The organism is Sediminibacillus terrae (genome assembly GCF_009602435.1).
Lineage (GTDB): Bacteria > Bacillota > Bacilli > Bacillales > Amphibacillaceae > Sediminibacillus > Sediminibacillus terrae.
On sequence record NZ_VZDQ01000023.1, the window covers coordinates 295,569 to 313,017 of the forward strand.

Below are 17,449 nucleotides of genomic sequence, written 5' to 3' on the forward strand. Positions count from 1 at the left end.
CCGCAGAGGAAATAAACTAGCTTTTTGTGGACGAACGCCCGAGCCTCCTCGCAAAGCCCGCTGTGGGGTCTTGGCCGACCGTTTTTCCGCAGGAGTCTCGCTTATTTCCTCTGCTACGCTATTTCGCTCTATAAAGCCTTTTTAACAGCTTGCCGCCATCAAGAAGCTGTTGTGGAAGTCGGCTTCCAAACTGTCAGAAGTAGGGCGACAAAAGGTGGAAAAGCTTCTACAGATCCATCCCCGTTTAAAAGAAGAAGGGAAAGAGTGTGTTTTTTTGCACAATGCAGGAATACCCATCACGACAGGAGACACCGCACATTCAGTATAGAGCCTCATTTTATAACTTCCTGCCCGCAAAAAAGCAGTACAACGATTGAAACCTCGTTGTACTGCAAATTTTACGAACCTTAAACACTTTGACTTTGCAAATCAACCTTGAAAAAGTTTTCGACAGAAAAGGCTGCCACTCCAAGTGCCGTAGAATGTGTCGATAATTCCGAGAACTGAATCTGTAAGTCTTTTTGCTGAAACCATAATGTTTGGTTGACCATTCTGTTGATCAACGGATCACGCAGCCACTTTTTGGCAGAAGCCATCCGATTTCCGATGATCACTTGCTGCGGATTGAAAATATTGATGATATTGTTTAATCCGACGCCTAAGTAGTCGCCGATTTGCTCGAACAAGCGAATCACCTGCTCATCCCCCTCATCGGCCAGGTCGGAAAGGTGCTCGAGAGATGGCTGTCCAGGGGCATCGGGCAGTTTGGAAGCACTGCTTAACAATGCCTGTTCAGAGGCATAAAGCTCCCAGCAGCCTTTATTTCCGCACCGGCACTTTTTCCCATCTACTTCGATTGTCATGTGCCCGAGTTCTCCAGAGAACCCATTGTTGCCTTTATAAAGCGAACCATTCAGGATCAACCCGACACCGATACCGATTCCTGCGCTGACATAAATGATATCATCAACATCTTTTCCAGCCCCGAATTTCTTCTCGCCGTAAGCACCGGCATTAGCTTCGTTTTCTATGACGACCGGCACTTGGTACTTCCTTTCCAGTACGGCCTGCAAGTGAATGTTTTTCCACTCCAAGTTAGGGGCCAGCAAGATTTCTCCGGTATTGCTGACCGTTCCGGGGACACCGACCCCTATGCCGACAATCCCGTAGGGGCTTGGGGGAGCGGCTTGGATTAAGTAATCGATGATATCAAACAATTTCACTTTAATTTCCTCATACGTCAAGTCCGTGTACGACTCCCGTTTTTCATCGCAAATATTACCTTGTAAATCGGTGAGCACGCCCAGCAGATAATTGACCCCGATGTCGATGCCGATAGAATAACCGGCAAGCTGGTTGAAAAGCAGCATGACAGGTCTTCTGCCACCGCTTGAAACGCCTGGTCCTGATTCTGATATTAGTTGTTCATCCAGCAACTCACTCACCAACGAGGAGACGGTGCCTTTATTCAGACCGGTAAGGTTGGCAGTTTCTGCCCGGGAAACCGGCGAATGATCTTTGATAGTTTCAAGGACAAGCGATTTATTTCCTTTTTTTACTACATGCTGGTTCCACGTCTGATTCATCGTCATTTTCATGTCATCATCTCATTCTTCCTTTTCTTTTCAGTTTATCACATTAAGGGAATAAAAATAAACTTTGTTTATTCAGTAGACAAACAAGGTTTGTTTTGATATATTGATAACAGAAGTTGTTATTATTCAGAAAAGAGGGGGTTTACCGATGGTAAAAAAGAAAGCGATTTCATTGTTGTCTGCTGCTTTTGCTTCGGTGTTATTGATGGCTGGTTGTTCAGGGTCTGGGGATTCAGCAAGTGGTGATTCTGATAAAAAGACGATTGAATTCATGCATTTATGGCCGGAAGGCAGTTCAAAGGATCACTACGAGATTGTAAATGAAATCATTGCCGACTATGAAGAAGAACATCCAGATGTGACGGTGGATTTGGAAGTATTAAGCAACGAACAGTATAAAGATAAAATCAAAGTATTGTCCTCTTCCGGGGAACTGCCGGATGTCGGGATGACCTGGCCTGCAGGTTACTTAGAACCATATGTAGAAGGGGAGATGTTTGCTCCGCTTGATGATGTCCTTGATGACGGGTTGAAGGATGAATTCGTTTCAGGTACGACGGAAGCTTACCAAGTAGATGGAAGTACTTACGGTCTTCCGCTGGAGCTCAATATTGCAACCGTTTTCTACAATAAAGCAATTTTTGAAGAATACGGTTTAGAGGCTCCTGAGACATATGAAGAGTTCCAAAACGTGGTCGACACCTTGATAGAGAATGACGTTGCCCCGGTAGCATTGGGCAACAAAGATAGATGGACAGGTTCGTTATGGTACATGTACCTTGCCGACAGAATCGGCGGTGCAGAGGTTCTGAACAAAGCAATCGATCGTTCTGGAAGCTTTGAAGATCCCGCCTTGGTCGAAGCCGCTGCGAAAGTACAAGAGCTGGTAAACAATGATACCTTTATCAATGGTTTTAACGGGCTGGCAGATGAAGAAGCGAAGAGCATGTTTATGAACGAACAGGCTGCCATGTATTTGATTGCGACATGGGATCTGCCGAATTATACAACCAACGAAGATGTGCCGCAGGAATTCCGTGATTCAGTCGGATTCTTCAATTTCCCGACAGTTGATGGACAAGGCGACATGAACAGTTTTGTCGGAGGACCTGGTGTTGGTTTGTTTGTTGCCGAAGATTCGGATGTGAAAGAAGAATCAATGGAATTCGTGAAATATTTTACAGAAAACTGGGGTGAAAAATCCGTAACACAGGCCGGCGTTATTCCGGCCACGAAAGTGAATCCTGACGAAGTAGACCTGCCGGATATGTATTTGGATGTGTTGGATGAATTGAACAATGCATCGAATATCACACTATTTGCGGATGTACAAATGAGTCCTGATGTCGCGGAAGTGCATCTCGATATGATTCAGTCGCTGTTTGGCGGTGAAGTGTCACCAGAAGAATTTGCCAAAAAGCATGAAGAAGCACTTGCCAATGAGGAGTAAGTAAAACAGAAATGGCCTCTCCAACAATGGAGGGGCTTTTTCTTTAAAGAGAAGTGTAATCATGACCACAAACTTTGTTCATCCACTAGACAAACGAGTGATAGTTTGCTATTCTAATAGGGAATACAGGAAGAGTAGTCCTCACAAATCGACAAAAAGTAAGCGATTTCAATCTGCTTTTTTTTGCTAGGAAATCACCATTTGAATGGACACGCGATTTCGCTGCCCGCGTTATCTGGGTGGCATGATTGCACAAAAGAGAAGGATCGTATTTTACTGCTGTGACATGTTTCCTTTCTATCTAATAAAAAGTAGGGGTTGAATGTTATGAACAAAGTGATGTCCAACAAGTTGATGATCGCGCTTTATGTATTGCCGGCGCTTTTGTTGATTGCAATATTGATATTTATTCCGTTGATCCTTACAGGTTACTATGGACTTATGGATTGGAACGGGATCGGAACCATGGAATTTATCGGACTGGAAAATTACATAAATGGGCTGCAAGATCCGAAATTTTGGGAGAGTGCTTATCATTCTTTCCTGTTGGCGGTATTTTCTACGCTTAGTCTCGTTATTTATTTGGCTATTTCGCTGATTCTTGCTTCTAAAATCAAAGGAGCGGACCTTTTGCGGAAAATTTATTTGATACCGATGCTGTTGTCTTCCGTGGCGATTGCCCAACTATGGATCAAAGTCTATAACCCGAACAATGGAATTTTGAATAGTATTTTGATGGGATTGGGAGTGGAGCATCCTCCTGCATGGCTTGCAGAACCATCGATTGTTCTCTATGCCATTTTCATACCGATTCTTTGGCAATACGCAGGATTTTACATTTTGATTTACTATGCTGCATTAAAAAACATCCCGGAATCGTTAATTGAAGCAGCTAAAATCGATGGAGCCACTCCGCTGCAAATAGCCTATAAAATCAAATTGCCGCTGATCATGGGGGTCATCAAAGTGACCATCGTACTGGCAATCGTCGGCTCGCTGAAATATTTTGATCTTATTTATGTCATGACAGGCGGAGGGCCGAATGGGGCAAGTGAAGTAATGGCCTCTTATATGTATAAATTGGCGTTCTCTACCAACGATTTCGGCTACGGGAGTGCAATTGGGTTCCTGCTGCTGATCATCACGCTTATTGTCACGGTCATTATTCGTAAGCTGACTGCTTCCGATGACGAATTACAATACTAGAATCAAAGGAGGAACAACCGATGAACCGCATTGGATATACCGTTCTTTATATTTGTCTTGGATTGGTTGCTTTGTTTCAAATATTCCCGATCGTCTGGCTTTTCTTGTTTTCGCTGAAGGATAACAGGGAAATATTTTCCGGTTCACCATTTGCACTTCCATCTGAATTAAAATGGGAAAACTATGCAAAGGTTTGGGAAGGCGGAATCGGCATTTACTTCTTCAACAGTGTATGGATAACCGGGTTGGCTATCATTCTGACAGTGCTGCTTGCAAGCATGGCAACGTTTGCGATTACGAGAATGAAGTGGAAGCTGAGCGGCTTCGTATTGGGTTTGTTCATGGTCGGCCTGATGATTCCGATTCACTCTGCATTGATTCCACTTTTCAGCATGTTTCTTAATGTCAATTTGATCGATCATCCGCTTTCGATTGTGATCACCTATACGGCGTACAATCTTCCGATTACGATGATGATATTGCTTGGCTTTTATTACACGTTGCCACGGGAAATCGAAGAGGCTGCAATCATCGACGGGAGTTCGATTCACCGGCTGTTTTTTCAAATCATCCTGCCGATGACAACGCCGATCATGTCGACCACGGTCATCATCAACATGATTTACAATTGGAACGAGTTTGTGTTTGTGAATACGTTTATTAGTTCAGATAAATATAAAACGCTTACGGTAGGAATTCAGAATTTCATCGGCCAGTATATGACCGATTGGGGTGCGATCGGCGCTACGCTGATCATAAGCGTCCTGCCGATTCTCTTGGCATTCATCTTTTTCAGCAACAAGGTCGTCGAAGGGATATCTTCCAGCGCGGTAAAAGGGTAAGAAGAGAGGCAGGGACAAAAGCATAGTGACCAAAGCAAAAGCCGAACGATGATTCGAAAAGACGACACATTCGAAATCGTTCGGTTTTTTTATAGTGGACAATTCTTTAACTGGAACTTCCATATATTCTGTTGTTTGATAAGTATCACTGCGCTTTCCACGGACACGGCTTCAACTTCCTCAGAAGGCACCAACCGCTTTCTTGCAGGATTTTCAGCACGTGGTTATCCCGTAGGAGTCTCTGCATCTTGCCTTCGCTAAGTCAGAGTGTTTTGATTTTGAAAAGAAGAGGAGTCCTGTATTGTTATACTCTGTAACTAATACGAGGACTATCACTGCAGAGAAATTCCCTGTAATGAAGTGGGCTTATGGCAACAACTCACAGTCTATGAACTACCTATTTGTGGTGGTTTAAAAAAACGGTGTCAGGGTCTGAACTTTACTGTGATTTTCCGGCTATCCTGCGGAATGCATGCATGCTCATCCACATGGTGATGAAGGCATAAATACTGCCGCCAAAGATGAAAAACAAGGCGGGGATGTATCGCATCACGAAAAAGGTGCAGACGAGACATATCACCATGAAAAAGGTGCTGACCGGATTTACCAACATGATCAGAAAAGCATTCCGCAGCAGCCCGGGAACTTTTAAATCGAAATGGACGAATACAGGAAATAGGTAAAACAAATAGAACACAAACAACAACATAAACGCGAATAGCGGTATATAGGTCCACTCCAAATCTGTCATCTGAATATACTGGATATCTATGTAAATCAATCCGACAATAAAACAGACAAACAAGCCGAGCAAATTGGATTTCCAAAACTCTTTTTTATAATAAGACCAGAATGTAGCCATCACAGGCAGAGAACTTTTCCCAAGGAGCCACTGGCGTACAAGAGCGAACATGGCGATGGTCGCCGGAAAAAAGCCAAAAAGGATTCCGCCTGTGAGCGTGAATAGTATCCATAACAAGTTGATATAGGCAAACCGTGTAATCCATTCTAAGGTAGTGTAAATGGCACCGCCTGGATTCATTTATCGTTCCTCCATCTTCCATACTTGTATTTTGCAAAAAAGGGGAGCGTGTCCTGTTTATTATCCCAGATTCCTAACAATTTAGCATGTACAGATTCATTATAAACTTTGTTTATTTAATAGACAAACTAAAAAGAGATTGCTATAATAATGGATGAAAGCAGTTACATTTTCGAGACAGCTACATAACTATGCTGCCATGGTTCAAAGGCGTATAGTTCCGCTAGTTGCCTTATCATTCATGATATTAGGAGGTTTTCGAAATGGCTTATTTTACGGACATTAACAAAATCGGTTTTGAAGGGGCAAAGTCATCCAATCCATATGCCTTCAAGTACTACAATCCCGAAGAAGTAGTAGGCGGTAAAACAATGGAAGAATATTTGCGTTTTGCGGTGGCATACTGGCACACCTTTACGATGGATGGCTCCGATCCATTCGGTGCCGGTACCATGGTACGCCCTTGGGATAAATATAGTGGAATGGACCTGGCAAAAGCACGTGTAGAAGCCGCTTTTGAATTTTTTGAAAAGCTCGGGGTTCCATACTTCTGTTTCCACGATGTCGACATTGCACCAGAAGGCAATACGTTGAGAGAAACGAACAAAAACCTTGATACCATCGTTGCGATGATCAAGGATTACATGAAGGATAGCAAAACAAAACTGTTATGGAATACCGCCAACAACTTTACCCATCCGCGGTTTATTCATGGAGCTGCTTCCTCCAACAATGCAGATATTTTCGCTTTTTCAGCGGCAAAGGTTAAAAAAGGACTCGAAATCGGAAAAGAGCTCGGCGGCCAGAATTATGTATTCTGGGGCGGAAGAGAAGGCTATGAAACATTGTTGAACACCGACATGAAATTGGAAATGGATAACTTGGGCCGGTTCTTCCATATGGCCGTCGATTATGCCAAAGAAATTGGCTTCGATGCCCAGTTCCTGATCGAGCCGAAACCGAAAGAACCTACCACCCATCAATATGATTTTGATGTAGCGACCGGTTTTGCTTTCTTGCAGCGTTATGATTTGCAGGATCACTTCAAATTCAATATCGAGGCAAACCATGCAACATTGGCCGGCCATACGTTCGAGCATGAGCTGCATTATGCCCGGGTCAACGGTATGCTTGGTTCTGTCGATGCCAATCAGGGTGATCCGCTGCTCGGCTGGGATACAGACGAATTTCCGACAGACTTGTATTCTACCACTTTGGCAATGTATGAAATTATCAAGAATGGCGGCTTAGGTAAAGGCGGTCTCAACTTTGATGCGAAAGTAAGAAGAGGATCGTTCGAGCCTGAAGACTTGTTCCACGCTCATATTGCAGGTATGGACAGCTTTGCAGTTGGTTTGAAAGTTGCTCAGAAGCTTCTTGATGACAAAGTGCTTGAAGACGTCGTGGAGAATCGTTATAAGAGTTACACAGAAGGAATCGGAAAGGACATTGTCAACGACGCTACTGATTTTCATAAGCTTGAAGAGCATGTGCTGGACAAGACCGAATTCAAGCATCAGTCTGGTCGTTTGGAAAAAATCAAAGCAACAATCAACCAGTACTTGTTGCAAACTTTTGCCGACCAATAAATCGACTGAATGTACGAATCGAGGTGGAATCAATGAAATATGTCGTCGGAGTTGATTTAGGCACCAGTGCGGTGAAAATTTTACTGGTAGACCAGCAGGGAAGTGTAGTACATGAAGTATCTAAATCGTACCCATTGATACAAGAAAAAACCGGGTATAGTGAGCAGGATCCGCAAGTGTGGGTGGATCAGACAGCCGCAGGGTTGTCTGATCTCCTGAAGAAAGCAGATGTCGACGCGGGAGAAGTGGAAGGAATAAGTTTTTCCGGACAAATGCACGGACTTGTCCTTCTTGATGAACATTACGACGTGCTGCGTCCGGCCATCTTGTGGAACGATACTCGTACTACACAACAATGTGAAAACATCTATCGGCAAGTTGGTGAAGATAGGCTGTTGGATTTGGCCAAAAACCCGGCATTGGAAGGATTCACCCTGCCGAAGCTGTTGTGGGTGAAAGAAAATGAACCGGAGATTTATGACCGGGCCAGTACGTTTGTATTGCCAAAGGATTATTTGCGATACAAAATGACCGGTGAATTGCATATGGAATATTCCGATGCAGCCGGGACTCTGCTTTTGAACATTGCCGAAAAGCAATGGAGTAAGGAAATATGTGAAGCGGTCGGCATTCGCACGGAGCTTTGTCCGCCACTGGTTGCCCCCGCTGCAGAAGTGGGGACAATTTCGGAGAGTTTTGCTGAAAGAACCGGGATGAATCCAGCCACCAAAGTTTTTGCTGGTGGGGCTGACAATGCGTGCGGTGCTATTGGCTCGGGTATTCTGGAAGATGGAAAAACGTTGTGCAGTATCGGTACTTCAGGAGTGGTTCTGTCCTATGAACAGGGACCGGACAAAGATTTCCAGGGAAAGGTCCATTACTTCAACCATGGAGCTGAAAACGCCTATTATACCATGGGCGTCACCTTGTCCGCTGGTCACAGTTTGAGCTGGTTTAAGGAGACCTTTGCCAACCAAGTCGACTTTGACGACTTGGTTGCGGAAGTGGGGTCAGTCCCTGTCGGGGCAAATGGCCTGTTGTTCACACCTTATTTGGTCGGTGAAAGAACGCCGCATGCAGATTCGGCTATCCGTGGCAGTTTCATCGGAATGGATAGTTCGCATCGACGCATTGATTTTGTTCGGGCTGTTATGGAAGGGATCACTTTCTCACTGAATGAGTCCATTGAAATATTCCGGCAGAATGGCAAGCAAATCGATACGATTGTTTCAATCGGCGGTGGAGCAAAGAGCGAGGCGTGGCTGCAAATGCAGGCAGACATATTCGATGCGACGATCGTCAAGCTCACCAGCGAACAAGGTCCTGGCATGGGAGCGGCGATGCTTGCTGCAACTGGTTGCGGATGGTTTGATTCACTTTCTGCTTGTGCCGATCAGTTTTTACAGGAAGCAGCAACCTATCAGCCGAAACCTGAAAATGTAGAACGCTATCGGGAATTGTTCGAGTTGTATAAAGCTGTTTACAAACATACGGCAGACATTAATCATGCATTGATGCGCTATCGAAAATAAAAAACTTCAAGACCGGCACTTTAAGCTGGGAAGGCTGTCGAAATTTTATCGGCGGCCTTTTTGTATTCACAGACTTTCAGGTTTAGGAGCATGATAACCAGACAGAAAAACGGAAAAGATTATCCTGGAAATCTCAAACTCTAAAAAACCGAAAGCAGGGGAGAAGGGAGATCCCCGGTTACCCGATCATTTTAATATTCGATTTTCAAAAGAAGATGCCTGTTACGCAGAGAATGCAGTATCAGAAATGGGAAGTTCGATTTACCTATTCAAGTAAAGTGTGAAACCCGCTTCGGTAGCATACTTCGCTTTCCGCGGGGACGGCTTCAGCTAACTTGGTAAAGAAAACCGCTTTACCAAGTGGATCTTCAGCTCGTGCTGTTCCCGCTGGAGTCTGCGTATGCTACCTGCGCTAAGGAGCATACTGATTAACGGAAGCGTAGACTTTTTTCCTTGAGACCTAACAAGCCGTTTTAAAAATGTTTGTCAGGAAATAGGTGCTTCTTTTCATAAAAAGAAAGATTGAATTTCCGCCTTTTCTCCTGTTCTTGGACTTTCTGCTTGTTTTTCTAGCATTGTCATTTGATGATACGGTGGATGGAGCCCATGAATAAAAAAATGTCTAGTACACGCTTTTTTAAACAGGAATCTGTTCCTAGCGAAGAAAATACCCGGAGACTCCAGCGGGAGGAAAGGCCTCGGTGAGATCCCGCAGAGCGTCAGCTCGAGGAAGCTCACCAGCCGCCCGCGGAAAGCGCAGGGTATTTCCGAAGCGATGCCCCCCCCACTCAGCGAATACAGAAGAGTTAGCGGCAGATCTATCAAATAGCAACGAAATGAAAACAAAAAGGTCCTGCAAATAGCTTATAAAAAGTTGCGAGAGGGATTTTTGCAAGGGTTCCAGCCTTCTGTGTATCCGGCGTGGTAAAGGCTTTAAACATAGAAAGTTCGGGGCTGCAACCTCTGTCCTATATTAATTTTCCATTAAATAGGGTATAATGAGGATAGAATCAGAAAGGGGATTATATTATGGCTTATTACAACAACAAGAAAGAACCAGCCCCGGAAGTAGAAACAACTATTTGGTCTTGTACAAGCGAGGACTGTGCAGGCTGGATGAGGGAAGACTTCACCTTTGAAGAAACGCCAAGTTGTCCGCTGTGCCAGTCAAAAATGGAAAAAGAAACAAAAACATTACCACAAATTAAGTAATGCCGGGCTGACACCACCATTCACGGAAAGCCTGGTTTATTTAATTGGCAGGAGGCAGGGGGAGCACGATTTGTTGAAAGCCTTTTGCTGAATGGAAACAGACTGCTGGCACTTTCGGTAGTCTGTTTTATTATGAAGTTTGGACGAAAGAGAAATTAGAATATTTGTAATAAAATGAAATCATTTGCTATACTTTATTATAGAGCCATATCTCCATGATTCCAACCTCATAAATGAAAGCGATTACAATTATCGAGGAGGTTTTGCGATGCAGTATGAAGCACCGAATACAAAGGGAGCAGTCGTGAATTTTAAGGAAAGGTATGGAAATTTCATCGGCGGAGAATGGAAGGAACCGGTCGGTGGAGAATACTTCGATAACATAAGCCCGGTAACCGGAGAAGTTTTTTGTCAGATCGCCCGCTCGTCGAAGGATGATGTCGAACTTGCATTGGATGCCGCCCACGCAGCCAAGAATAGCTGGGGGAAAACTTCTCCTGCAGAACGGGCAGTGGTGCTGAATAAAATCGCGGATAGGATGGAAGATAATTTAGAAAAACTGGCGGTCGCCGAGACATGGGATAATGGGAAAGCTGTCAGAGAAACACTTGCCGCAGATATTCCCCTTGCGATAGACCACTTCCGGTACTTCGCAGGTGTTATCCGTGCCCAAGAAGGCAGTCTCAGCCAGCTTGATGACGATACGGTCGCTTACCATTTCCACGAGCCGTTAGGGGTGGTGGGCCAGATCATCCCGTGGAATTTCCCGATATTGATGGCGACGTGGAAGCTCGCGCCAGCGCTTGCGGCAGGAAATGCTGTCGTTTTAAAACCAGCGGAGCAAACCCCAGCGTCGATTCACGTCTTGATGGAATTAATACACGATTTGCTGCCGCCGGGAGTGGTGAACATCGTCAATGGTTTCGGCGTGGAAACCGGAAAACCACTGGCTTCCAGCAGCAGAATAGCTAAAATAGCCTTTACAGGGGAAACGACAACCGGCCGTTTAATCATGCAATACGCTTCCGAAAACATCATTCCAGTTACATTGGAATTAGGCGGGAAGAGTCCGAACATCTTTTTTAAAGATGTAATGGATGCCGACGATTCCTTTCTCGATAAATCGATTGAAGGATTTACGATGTTTGCGCTCAACCAAGGAGAAGTTTGTACATGCCCATCCCGCGCCCTGGTGCATGAATCGATATATGAGCCGTTTATGGAGAGGGCGATCAAACGGGTAAAAGAGATCAAAATCGGTCATCCACTGGATACGGATACGATGATGGGTGCCCAAGCGTCTTTAGAGCAAATGGAGAAAATCACCTCCTACCTGGATATTGGAAAGCAGGAAGGGGCAGAAGTCCTTGTCGGCGGCAACAAAAACCGTTTGTCCGGCGAGCTTACCAATGGTTACTATGTGGAGCCGACTATCTTTAAAGGCGGTAATGAAATGAGGATTTTCCAGGAGGAAATTTTCGGGCCGGTTCTGTCGGTCACCACATTCAAAGACGATGAAGAAGCCCTCCGGATTGCTAACGACACGCTGTACGGCCTTGGAGCCGGTGTCTGGTCCCGGAATATTAATACGGCATACCGGTTCGGCCGCGAAATCGAAGCAGGAAGGGTATGGACGAATTGCTATCATCAATACCCTGCCCACGCAGCCTTCGGAGGGTATAAAAAGTCGGGGATCGGCCGTGAAAATCATGGGATGATGCTCGACCATTATCAGCAGACGAAAAACCTGCTTGTGAGTTATAGCACGGATCCGGCGGGTTTGTTCTAGGCTTCAAACGATTGCTCAGGAAAGGAGTGAAAGCATGGTCGAGAAAGTTACTGCAACCGCGGAAGCAGCTGATTTAATCGAGCGCTTGAAACGGCGACACGGTCCATTGATGTTCCATCAATCGGGTGGCTGCTGTGATGGCAGTTCTCCTATGTGCTTTCCCCGCGACGAGTTTCGTGTCGGCAGTTCGGATGTACGGCTTGGGGTCATTGAAGAGACACCATTTTATATTTCCAAAGATCAATATGAGTATTGGAAACATACTCAACTGATCATTGATGTCGTTAATGGGAGAGGAGGGATGTTTTCGTTGGAAGGACCGGAAGGAAAACGGTTTTTAACCCGGTCCAGAGTTTTTACAGACTTAGAACGAAAACAGCTTGCGGAAGAAGTATGACAATAGAAAGGCTGCTTGCTTAAAGCTGAAAACTGGACGGTAATTCGAATTACTATGCTTTCGAACCCGTCCGGTTTGCTTTTTAGGCAGACTATTCCATTTTGATATAATGCCTCATTTTCCACAGGAACAGGTTGGGCCAACTGGAAATATGAAATTTCAGCTGGATTCTGAGAAGCTTGCCGAAACGAAAGAAACAATTTTCACACGAGAGAAGTCTTTAACTTCCTTCACGTAGGTCGCCCTAAAAATTCAATACCGGCAAGAACAGTATTTTTATATCCATGAAACCGATTTCCTTCAGTGTATGAGAAAATGGAAAAAATTCTGAAAAAACATCTTGCTTTTGCCTAAATAACATACTATACTCAAATCAGAAAGCGTTTACATATAGTTTTTACGAAAATCTATATGTATTTTTTTCGACAGTTTAAGAAACCGGTTTCCTGATTTTCTGTTTGCGGTTTCTAACAGGGAAACGGAGGTGAATTTAGTTAGTTTCCTGGCTGCATGGATAAACCATATCAAAAAAACGGGGGTAAAAAGTAATGAAAAAACTGTTTTACATGGTAGCATTTTTTTCACTGATTTTAGCACTGGCAGGATGTAGTGATGACAGCAAAGCTTCGGAGGATGGCGGATCAGGGAAAAGCGATGGCAAAGTTGAACTGGATTTTTGGGTGTTTGGGAGTGCTGGGTACGATGTATTTGTAGATGAATACATGAAAGAACATCCCGACGTGAAAATTAACCTCAATGAGGGAGAAATGTCTGACGTTCATAATAACTTGTTCACGTCTCTCTCTGCCGGAAGCGGAGCGCCGGACATCACCATGATCGAAGTAAGTGAAATCGCCAAGTTCATGCAGGCGAAGGATCAGTTTTACAATTTGAACGATTATGGCGCAAAAGATGTGCAGGATAAATACTTAGATTGGAAATGGCAACAGGCTCAAAGTGTAGATGGAGAATTTCAACTAGGCCTTCCTACTGATATCGGGCCGACAACCATGTTTTACCGTACGGATGTAATGGAGGAAGCTGGTTTACCGACTGATCCTCAAGAATTGTCAGCAGAAATAAGTGACTGGGACTCATATTACGAGGCAGCGAAACGAATCAAGGAAAAAACCGGAAAGCCGATCACCGATAGTCCTGAATTAATGTTCTCCGCTTTGCGCGACCAGGCTCCGGAACAATATTTCAATGAAGATGATGAGTTGATCATTGAATCTTCTCCTTATGTGAAAGAAGCATACGATTACACGACGAAGTTGATCGAAGAAGGCTTGGTCGGACAAAATGCTCTATGGACTCCTGAATGGGGAAGTGCCATGGCGGATGGCAGCTATGCTACGTTGATCGGTGCTCCTGCCTGGATGATTGCCAATGTAAAAGGAAATGCACCAGATGCTGGTGGCAAATGGTCCTTGACGACAATTCCGGAAGGTGCCGGAAACTGGGGAGGATCTTTCATGGCGATTCCGAAAGAGTCCGACCATCCGGAAGAAGCCTATGCATTTATTGAATGGCTTCTATCACCTGAAAATCAATTGAAATCATTCCACAATAACGGGTTGTTCCCTTCGGCTCCGGAGGTATATGAGGATGAAGAGTTTTTAGCTACTACAGATGAATACTTCAGCGGTGCGGAGACAGCCAAAACGTTCGCGGAAGCTGCAAAGTCTGTTAAACCGATTTATATGGGAGTCAATTATTCGATTGTCCAGGATGAATTGATTCTGGCACTGACCAACGTGGCGGTCGAAGGAGCAGACCCGCAAAAAGAGTGGGATGCAGCAGTTAAACGGATAGAAGATCAATTAGCCAGACAGTAAGGTATGACAAACGGTCCGGGGCCATTACGGCCTGGACCGTTAACCAATGAAAGGGGATAATGTTATGGCCCAACCGCAATTACAGCCTCAAACTGAGACAAAGCCAGTTCCGGCAAAGCCTTCACCCGGAAAAAAGCGCCCTTTTTTTCATCTAAGTGAAAGGAAGAAAGATGCGTTGTCCGGTTACTTGTATATTTCTCCGTTTTATGTACTGTTTGCTGTCTTTGGTTTGTTTCCAATGTTGTTCAGCTTCTATCTCGGCTTTCAGAAATGGAACGGACTCGGAGAAATGGAATTTGTCGGTTTACAAAATTTTCGTTTTGTATTAAGCGACCCGATTTTTTGGAAGTCGCTGTTCAACACGGCAGCAATCGGAATCATCGGCACTCTGCCGCAATTGATTATCGGTATCATCCTTGCTTATGCATTGAATTCTGCACTGCTTAAGTTCAAGAGCTTTTTCCGCGTTTCGATTTTTATGCCGTATGTCACGTCTACTGTGGCAGTAGCGATTGTTTTCGGTGTCATGTTCAACAGCCAGGATTTTGGTTTGATGAATGTCGTGCTCAACTGGCTGGGATTTGATTCTGTCAGCTGGTCCACCTCGGAATGGGGAGTGAAAATAGCGATCTCCACCATGGTCTTCTGGCGCTGGGTCGGGTACAATACGATTATTTATCTGGCTGGCCTGCAAGGAATTCCCAATGATTTGTATGAGGCTGCCAAGATTGACGGTGCCAGTATCCGGCAGCAAATCCAGTACATCACCATTCCGATGCTGAAGCCGATTATCATTTTGACCGTCTTTTTGTCCACGATCGGTGCGATGCAATTGTTTACGGAACCATTGGTGTTCCTGGGTAGAAGTTTTAGAGAAGAAGGCATTACCGTGGTCCTGTATCTGTATCGGGAGGCGTTTTCCAATATGGCCTTCGGCACTGCTTCTGCAACAGCGATCATTTTGTTTATCATCATCATCGTATTATCCAGCATCAATGTATTCTTTACTAATCGAATCGGAAGATAGGAGTGTGGCAGATGAGTAAAACCATAGGAAAAACGAGAAAAGTGTCCATTTCCAAACTGTTTGTCTATTTGTTGCTGTTCATAGCTGCCATTCTTTCTGTGTTTCCGTTCTACTGGATGTTCGTGATGGCAGCGAACCATAATAGTGCGATAAATGCTGTACCGCCTGCATTCATTCCCGGCAAACAGCTGGTGGCGAACTTTCAAAATGTGCTAAGCAACATCGACTTTTTTGGAGCCATGTGGAATTCGTTGATTGTGGCCACAGTTACGACTGCGGGCGTGTTGATTCTTTGCTCCCTGGCTGGGTTTGCGTTTGCGAAATTCCAATTCAAAGGGAAAAACCTGCTGTTTGTTTTTTTACTGGTGACGATGATGGTCCCACCGCAGCTAGGTTTGATTCCGCAATATTACATTATCACCAAGCTCGATTGGGTAAATGACTTAAAAGCAATCATTGTGCCCGGAATGATTGATGCATTCGGCATTTTTTGGATGAGGCAGTACATTAGCAGCAACGTGCCGGATGAGTTGATCGATGCAGCGAAAATCGATGGCTGTTCCAATTTTCGCATCTATTGGAACATTGCCGTTCCGGTGATAATCCCGGCCTTTGCAACGTTGGCGATCATCAAATTCATGTATATGTGGAACGATTTTCTATGGCCGCTGGTCGTCCTGCGTGAAGAATCTTCTTATACCATCCAGATTGCACTGCGGAATTTGATCGATAATTATGTACGGGACAACGGCATGATTTTATCTGGAACGTTCTGGGCTACGGTTCCGTTGATTGTCATCTTCCTGTTATTCAACCGGATGTTCATTCAAAGCTTGACACAAGGAGCGGTAAAAAGCTAAAACAATAGTAAATCAATAAGACTGAGGGATCCCTATGAAGCTGACAATCAAAGATATTGCCAAAATGGCAGGCGTCTCGCCTGGAACCGTATCTAAAATCATTAATGACACCGGCAGCATTGGCTGGAAAACGAAAGAAAAAGTATTGAAAATAATCGAAGAAACCGGGTATCAACCAAGTTTTTCGGCAAAATCGCTGGCCACGAAAAAATCGAATTTAATCGGTTTGATTTATGCGGGAGAAATCGATGTCGATTTCAATCACCCTTTTTTCAACCAAGTAATCAACGCTTTTCGAAAAACCATCGGCCAAATGGGTTACGATATATTGGTGTTTTCGAACAATCAGTTCAGCAAAAGCAATCAGGATTATCTGGCTAGATGTAAGCATTTCCAGCTGGACGGTTGTTTGATCGTAGCAGGGGATTATATAGAAGACTCTATTTACGAATTGGATCAAAGTTCAGTCCCTTGTTTGGGAGTGGATATTGAACTGACAGGACCATCTTCCAGCTATGTGACAACCGACAATAGCAAAGCATCAGCCAAAGTAGTCGAGTATTTTTATTTACACTCTATAAAAGAAGTTGCCTTTATCGGCGGACCTGAGGATTCGGTTATTTCGGACATTCGTAAACAAGGCTTTCTGCAAAGCATGAATCAGCTTGGAATGACCGTCAAGCCAGACTGGATCCAATATGGGAATTACTTCGAGGAAAGTGGCTATCAAGCGATGAAGTCAATTCTCGCCAACAGGCCATATCCGCAGGCGGTCTTTGCTGCTTCGGATATGATGGCATTGGGAGCGATGAAGGCGATCAAGGATGCCGGATTGAACATTCCTGTGGATATAAAGCTGGTAGGTTGTGATGATATTGAAGCCTGCCGCTATAGTGATCCGGCTTTGAGTACCGTGAAGCAGGATAAGGACAAAATGGGCAGATTGGCCGCTTATATGCTAAATGATTTGATCAACGGAGATACCGAACCGAGTTCGATATTGGTGGACCCTGAACTGGTGATCAGGGAATCATCTGCAGTGGATACAAAAAAACTTTCTATTTAAACGG

General features: G+C 44.5%; 14 protein-coding genes. 12 read left to right on the forward strand and 2 right to left on the reverse strand.

What is annotated here, in order from left to right; all coding sequences use genetic code 11:
• Positions 1–407: 407 nt before the first annotated feature.
• Positions 408–1,592, reverse strand: coding sequence for an ROK family transcriptional regulator (locus F6X55_RS10450; RefSeq protein ID WP_153463351.1), 1,185 nt, complete (start codon positions 1,590–1,592; stop codon positions 408–410).
• Between the two features lie 151 nt (positions 1,593–1,743).
• Here F6X55_RS10450 and F6X55_RS10455 point away from each other — a divergent pair, with 151 nt between their 5' ends.
• The 3 genes from F6X55_RS10455 (at position 1,744) to F6X55_RS10465 (ending at position 5,093) form a co-directional block, all read left to right on the forward strand.
• Positions 1,744–3,045 carry an extracellular solute-binding protein gene (locus F6X55_RS10455; RefSeq protein ID WP_026571035.1) on the forward strand — a complete coding sequence of 434 codons (1,302 nt, stop codon included), beginning with the start codon at positions 1,744–1,746 and terminating at the stop codon, positions 3,043–3,045.
• Between the two features lie 327 nt (positions 3,046–3,372).
• Positions 3,373–4,251: a carbohydrate ABC transporter permease gene (locus tag F6X55_RS10460; RefSeq protein ID WP_026571034.1), complete on the forward strand. Its 879-nt coding sequence runs from the start codon at positions 3,373–3,375 to the stop codon at positions 4,249–4,251.
• A gap of 20 nt (positions 4,252–4,271) precedes the next feature.
• Positions 4,272–5,093 carry a carbohydrate ABC transporter permease gene (locus tag F6X55_RS10465; RefSeq protein WP_026772227.1) on the forward strand — a complete coding sequence of 274 codons (822 nt, stop codon included), beginning with the start codon at positions 4,272–4,274 and terminating at the stop codon, positions 5,091–5,093.
• A 439-nt stretch (positions 5,094–5,532) separates the two neighbouring features.
• Here the strand turns inward: F6X55_RS10465 and F6X55_RS10470 are convergent, their stop codons facing one another.
• Positions 5,533–6,135, reverse strand: coding sequence for a YesL family protein (locus F6X55_RS10470; RefSeq protein ID WP_153463105.1), 603 nt, complete (start codon positions 6,133–6,135; stop codon positions 5,533–5,535).
• 263 nt (positions 6,136–6,398) lie between these two features.
• On the opposite strand from F6X55_RS10470, the gene xylA reads away from it, so the two are divergent.
• From xylA to F6X55_RS10515, 9 genes are all read left to right on the forward strand, one after another.
• Positions 6,399–7,724: a xylose isomerase gene (gene xylA, locus F6X55_RS10475; protein WP_026571032.1), complete on the forward strand. Its 1,326-nt coding sequence runs from the start codon at positions 6,399–6,401 to the stop codon at positions 7,722–7,724.
• 32 nt (positions 7,725–7,756) lie between these two features.
• Entirely contained in the window at positions 7,757–9,256 is a 1,500-nt protein-coding gene (gene xylB / locus F6X55_RS10480; RefSeq protein ID WP_026571031.1) for a xylulokinase, read from the forward strand.
• A gap of 1,029 nt (positions 9,257–10,285) precedes the next feature.
• Entirely contained in the window at positions 10,286–10,468 is a 183-nt protein-coding gene (locus tag F6X55_RS10485; RefSeq protein WP_026571030.1) for a cold-shock protein, read from the forward strand.
• Between the two features lie 268 nt (positions 10,469–10,736).
• Positions 10,737–12,257, forward strand: coding sequence for an aldehyde dehydrogenase (gene adh, locus F6X55_RS10490; RefSeq protein ID WP_153463107.1), 1,521 nt, complete (start codon positions 10,737–10,739; stop codon positions 12,255–12,257).
• A 34-nt stretch (positions 12,258–12,291) separates the two neighbouring features.
• Entirely contained in the window at positions 12,292–12,654 is a 363-nt protein-coding gene (locus tag F6X55_RS10495; protein WP_026571028.1) for a DUF779 domain-containing protein, read from the forward strand.
• 548 nt (positions 12,655–13,202) lie between these two features.
• Entirely contained in the window at positions 13,203–14,492 is a 1,290-nt protein-coding gene (locus tag F6X55_RS10500; protein ID WP_153463109.1) for an ABC transporter substrate-binding protein, read from the forward strand.
• A 64-nt stretch (positions 14,493–14,556) separates the two neighbouring features.
• Entirely contained in the window at positions 14,557–15,519 is a 963-nt protein-coding gene (locus F6X55_RS10505; protein WP_026571026.1) for a carbohydrate ABC transporter permease, read from the forward strand.
• An 11-nt stretch (positions 15,520–15,530) separates the two neighbouring features.
• Positions 15,531–16,379 carry a carbohydrate ABC transporter permease gene (locus F6X55_RS10510; protein WP_026571025.1) on the forward strand — a complete coding sequence of 283 codons (849 nt, stop codon included), beginning with the start codon at positions 15,531–15,533 and terminating at the stop codon, positions 16,377–16,379.
• A gap of 34 nt (positions 16,380–16,413) precedes the next feature.
• Positions 16,414–17,445: a LacI family DNA-binding transcriptional regulator gene (locus tag F6X55_RS10515; RefSeq protein WP_026571024.1), complete on the forward strand. Its 1,032-nt coding sequence runs from the start codon at positions 16,414–16,416 to the stop codon at positions 17,443–17,445.
• Positions 17,446–17,449: the final 4 nt, after the last annotated feature.

Excerpts from the sequence above, each read along its gene's own strand:
- F6X55_RS10450 (WP_153463351.1), bottom strand. The coding sequence starts at position 1,592 with ATGACGATGAATCAGACGTGGAACCAGCATGTAGTAAAAAAAGGAAAT.
- F6X55_RS10455 (WP_026571035.1), top strand. The coding sequence starts at position 1,744 with ATGGTAAAAAAGAAAGCGATTTCATTGTTGTCTGCTGCTTTTGCTTCG.
- F6X55_RS10460 (WP_026571034.1), top strand. The coding sequence starts at position 3,373 with ATGAACAAAGTGATGTCCAACAAGTTGATGATCGCGCTTTATGTATTG.
- F6X55_RS10465 (WP_026772227.1), top strand. The coding sequence starts at position 4,272 with ATGAACCGCATTGGATATACCGTTCTTTATATTTGTCTTGGATTGGTT.
- F6X55_RS10470 (WP_153463105.1), bottom strand. The coding sequence starts at position 6,135 with ATGAATCCAGGCGGTGCCATTTACACTACCTTAGAATGGATTACACGG.
- xylA (WP_026571032.1), top strand. The coding sequence starts at position 6,399 with ATGGCTTATTTTACGGACATTAACAAAATCGGTTTTGAAGGGGCAAAG.
- xylB (WP_026571031.1), top strand. The coding sequence starts at position 7,757 with ATGAAATATGTCGTCGGAGTTGATTTAGGCACCAGTGCGGTGAAAATT.
- F6X55_RS10485 (WP_026571030.1), top strand. The coding sequence starts at position 10,286 with ATGGCTTATTACAACAACAAGAAAGAACCAGCCCCGGAAGTAGAAACA.
- adh (WP_153463107.1), top strand. The coding sequence starts at position 10,737 with ATGCAGTATGAAGCACCGAATACAAAGGGAGCAGTCGTGAATTTTAAG.
- F6X55_RS10495 (WP_026571028.1), top strand. The coding sequence starts at position 12,292 with ATGGTCGAGAAAGTTACTGCAACCGCGGAAGCAGCTGATTTAATCGAG.
- F6X55_RS10500 (WP_153463109.1), top strand. The coding sequence starts at position 13,203 with ATGAAAAAACTGTTTTACATGGTAGCATTTTTTTCACTGATTTTAGCA.
- F6X55_RS10505 (WP_026571026.1), top strand. The coding sequence starts at position 14,557 with ATGGCCCAACCGCAATTACAGCCTCAAACTGAGACAAAGCCAGTTCCG.
- F6X55_RS10510 (WP_026571025.1), top strand. The coding sequence starts at position 15,531 with ATGAGTAAAACCATAGGAAAAACGAGAAAAGTGTCCATTTCCAAACTG.
- F6X55_RS10515 (WP_026571024.1), top strand. The coding sequence starts at position 16,414 with ATGAAGCTGACAATCAAAGATATTGCCAAAATGGCAGGCGTCTCGCCT.